The sequence below is a fragment of the Sphingobium sp. ba1 genome, from assembly GCF_000743655.1.
Lineage (GTDB): Bacteria > Pseudomonadota > Alphaproteobacteria > Sphingomonadales > Sphingomonadaceae > Sphingobium.
In genome coordinates this window covers 831,660-835,054 of record NZ_JPPQ01000069.1, presented here as the reverse complement: position 1 = coordinate 835,054, position 3,395 = coordinate 831,660, and the positions used below count along the sequence as shown (strand labels likewise).

Here is a 3,395-nt window from a genome sequence, read left to right as displayed (position 1 = left end):
CCCCCCATGTCGAGGCGGATCATCATCTGCCGCTGCGGCCCGGCACCAATGTCGCGATGCTGACGGCGATGGCGCATGTGATCGTCACCGAGAAACTGTACGACGAAGCGTTCATCCGTGAACGCTGCGACTGGGATGAATTTGCCGACTGGGCGGAGTTCGTGGCGCAACCCGCCCGCTCGCCCGAAGCGATCGAGCCGCTGACCGGCGTGAAGGCGGACGAGGTGCGCGCCGCCGCGCGGCTCTACGCCACTGGCGGCAACGGTGCCATTTACTATGGCCTCGGCGTCACCGAACATAGTCAGGGCAGCTCGACCGTCATGGCGATCGCCAATCTCGCCATGGCAACCGGCAATGTCGGGCGCGAAGGCGTGGGCGTGAACCCGCTACGGGGGCAGAACAACGTCCAGGGTGCTTGCGACATGGGCAGCTTCCCGCATGAATTTTCGGGCTACCGGCACGTTTCCGACACCGCGACGCGCAGCCTGTTCGAACGGGCCTGGGGCGTGTCGCTCGATGCCGAACCCGGCCTGCGTATCCCCAACATGCTGGACGCCGCGACCGACGGGACGTTCAAGGGGCTGTTCGTGCAGGGCGAGGACATCCTTCAGTCCGACCCCAATACCCATCATGTCGCGGCGGGCCTCGCGGCGATGGAGTGCGTGGTGGTGCAGGATCTGTTCCTCAACGAAACCGCCAATTACGCGCATATCTTCCTGCCCGGATCGACCTTCCTGGAAAAGGACGGCACCTTCACCAATGCCGAACGCCGCATCCAGCGGGTGCGCAAGGTGATGGCCCCGCTCAACGGCCATGCCGATTGGGAAATCGTGCAACTGGTCGCCAACGCCATGGGCCTCAATTGGACCTATGATCATCCCTCGCAGATCATGGACGAGATTGCCGCGCTCACCCCTACCTTTGCGGGCGTCCATTATGACCGGCTGGAAGCGGAAGGGTCGCTGCAATGGCCCGCCAATGACGCAGCGCCCGACGGCACGCCGACCATGCATGCCGATGGCTTCGTGCGCGGCAAGGGCAAGTTCGTCGTCACCGACTATGTGCCCACCGACGAAAAGACCGGCCCGCGCTTCCCGCTGCTGCTGACCACCGGGCGCATCCTGTCCCACTATAATGTCGGCGCGCAGACGCGGCGGACGGCCAACACTGCCTGGCACCCGGAGGACAGGCTGGAAATCCATCCGTCCGACGCAGATAATCGCGGCCTCAAGGATGGCGACTGGGTGACATTGCGCAGCCGCGCGGGCGAAACGACATTGCGCGCGCAGGTGACCGAGCGGGTTGCGCCGGGCGTCGTCTATACGACCTTCCACCATCCAGAGACGCAGGCGAACGTCATCACCACCGACTATAGCGACTGGGCCACCAACTGCCCGGAATATAAGGTGACGGCGGTGCAGGTGATGCCATCCAACGGCCCCAGCGACTGGCAGCAGGATTATGCCAGCCAGGCGCGGATGAGCCGTCGCATCGCGCCGCTGGAAGCGGCAGAATAGGACCGGGCCGATGAGCGACGAACCCCAGATCATGTCCACAGCCGACCGGCTGGTCTATATGGCGCATCAGATCGCCCGCAATCTGGCGATAATGGGCGAGGCCAAGGCGACCGAAACCCTGGCCGAGCATTTGGCGAGCTTCTGGGATCCCCGGATGAAAGAGCGGATCATCGCCATGGCGCAGGAAGAGCCTGATCGCTTTTCGCCTGTCGTCGCGGCGGCGGTCGCCCGGCTTGCAGGCGGCAGGCCGGTGCCGCAGGATCAGGCGACGCCGTTCAACGCGGTGAATGAAGCCGGGCATTGCGACGCGGGTTGACCATCGCTACCCCCACCCGATGATGGACAGGCCAGCCGACAATGGGACGATGCGGTTCGACCGGCTGACGCCCGATGGTGCGACGCATCCGATTGATCGGGCGCTTGCACAGGAAATGCCGGTCGCGATCGAGCTAAGCGGCATCGGCTATGCGGTGCTGATGGCGACACCCGCTGACATCGATGATCTGGTGCTGGGCTTTGCGCTGGCCGAACGGTTGATCGAGCCGGGCGACGGGGCGTTCGCTGTCGATGTCCATGCAACGCTGCAGGGACTGGTGGCGCGCGCCACCCTGCCGCCCGAACGGGTCGAGCGGCTGCTGAACCGGGTGCGGCATCGCGCCTCGGATTCCTCCTGCGGCCTGTGCGGCATCGAAAATCTGGAACAAGCGATCCGGCCGCTGCCGCGCGTGACGGCGCAGGGAAGGGCCGACCGCGCCGCAATCTTCCGCGCACTGGCGGCGATGCGCGATCATCAGCCGTTGAATGCAGCGACCGGCGCGGTCCATGCCGCCGCCTGGGTCGGCGTGGACGGCGCGATCCGGTTGGTGCGCGAGGATGTCGGGCGGCATAATGCGTTCGACAAGCTGATCGGCGCTATGGCGCGCAGGGGGGCGGACTGGGACGGCGGCTTCGCCCTGCTCTCCTCACGCTGTTCCTATGAACTGGTGGAAAAGGCGGTGCTGGCCAACTGCCCCCTGCTCGTCACCATCTCCGCCCCGACGCAATTGGCGGCGGACCGCGCGGCGGCGGCGGGCCTGCCACTGGTCGTCCTGGCGCGGGGTGATGCGGTGCTAGCTTGCGGATTAAACTCCGATTTTTAGCCCGTCATCCCCGCGAAGGCGGGGATCCATCTCCCAAGCGTGGTGCTGGATGCAAAGGGTGGGAGATGGGTTCCCGCCTTCGCGGGAACGACAGTCACATTTGATTGCGAATATCACCGAAACACCCACTGCCGATTGAGGACAAACACCAAAGCCGGCGTCACGAACAGCATCGCCGGGATCGGCGACCAGGCGGGCCAGCCCATATGGGTGACGCATAGCCACACCCACAGCGCATTGAGTGCATAGCTGACCAAGGACACGGCGACGAATTTCGCCCCGCGCGCGGCATGGCCGTCATTCGCCCCCTGGCCGCGAAAGGTGAAGGCGCTGTGCGCGATATAGCCGATGACGACCGCCGCGCCATAGCCGATCAGATTGGCGATCTGGACATGCAGCCCGGCATAGGTGGCAAGGGCCCAGTAGATCGCGGCCTGGCAGGCAGTGACGAACAGGCCGGTGACGCCATAGCGCAGGATCTGCCAGAACAGCGCCCGGTGCTGCGGCGACACGCGTTGCGCGAATTTCATGGCTGGCCCCCGTTGCGCTTTGATGCGCAGCCTCTAATCCACGGGCATGACCTTGCATAGCGGCGAAACCCTGCGCGCCCGCGCCTGCCACATCGCGGCCTTCCTGTCCGTCCATGGCGCACGCCATTGGAAATGGCTGACCTTTCTGATCTGGATCGCCATTGCGGTGACGATGGTGGCGACGCGCTGGTCCGCCATTCACTGGCTGG

4 protein-coding genes are annotated in these 3,395 nt (G+C 65.2%); 3 read left to right on the top strand and 1 reads right to left on the bottom strand.

The features are described 5' to 3' along the window. The 3 genes from IL54_RS07025 to fdhD form a co-directional block, all read left to right on the top strand. On the top strand, positions 1 to 1,517 hold a 1,517-nt coding region (locus tag IL54_RS07025), incomplete at its 5' end, for a molybdopterin-dependent oxidoreductase (RefSeq protein WP_037478025.1). A gap of 10 nt (positions 1,518 to 1,527) precedes the next feature. Next, complete coding sequence (locus IL54_RS07020; RefSeq protein WP_081912821.1) at positions 1,528 to 1,833, top strand: formate dehydrogenase subunit delta; 306 nt, start codon at positions 1,528 to 1,530, stop codon at positions 1,831 to 1,833. A 22-nt stretch (positions 1,834 to 1,855) separates the two neighbouring features. Beyond that, positions 1,856 to 2,656 carry a formate dehydrogenase accessory sulfurtransferase FdhD gene (gene fdhD / locus IL54_RS07015; RefSeq protein ID WP_052027762.1) on the top strand — a complete coding sequence of 267 codons (801 nt, stop codon included), beginning with the start codon at positions 1,856 to 1,858 and terminating at the stop codon, positions 2,654 to 2,656. A 113-nt stretch (positions 2,657 to 2,769) separates the two neighbouring features. Here fdhD and IL54_RS07010 read toward each other — a convergent pair whose 3' ends face one another. Continuing rightward, positions 2,770 to 3,186: a GtrA family protein gene (locus tag IL54_RS07010; protein ID WP_037474295.1), complete on the bottom strand. Its 417-nt coding sequence runs from the start codon at positions 3,184 to 3,186 to the stop codon at positions 2,770 to 2,772. Between the last annotated feature and the right edge of the window lie 209 nt (positions 3,187 to 3,395).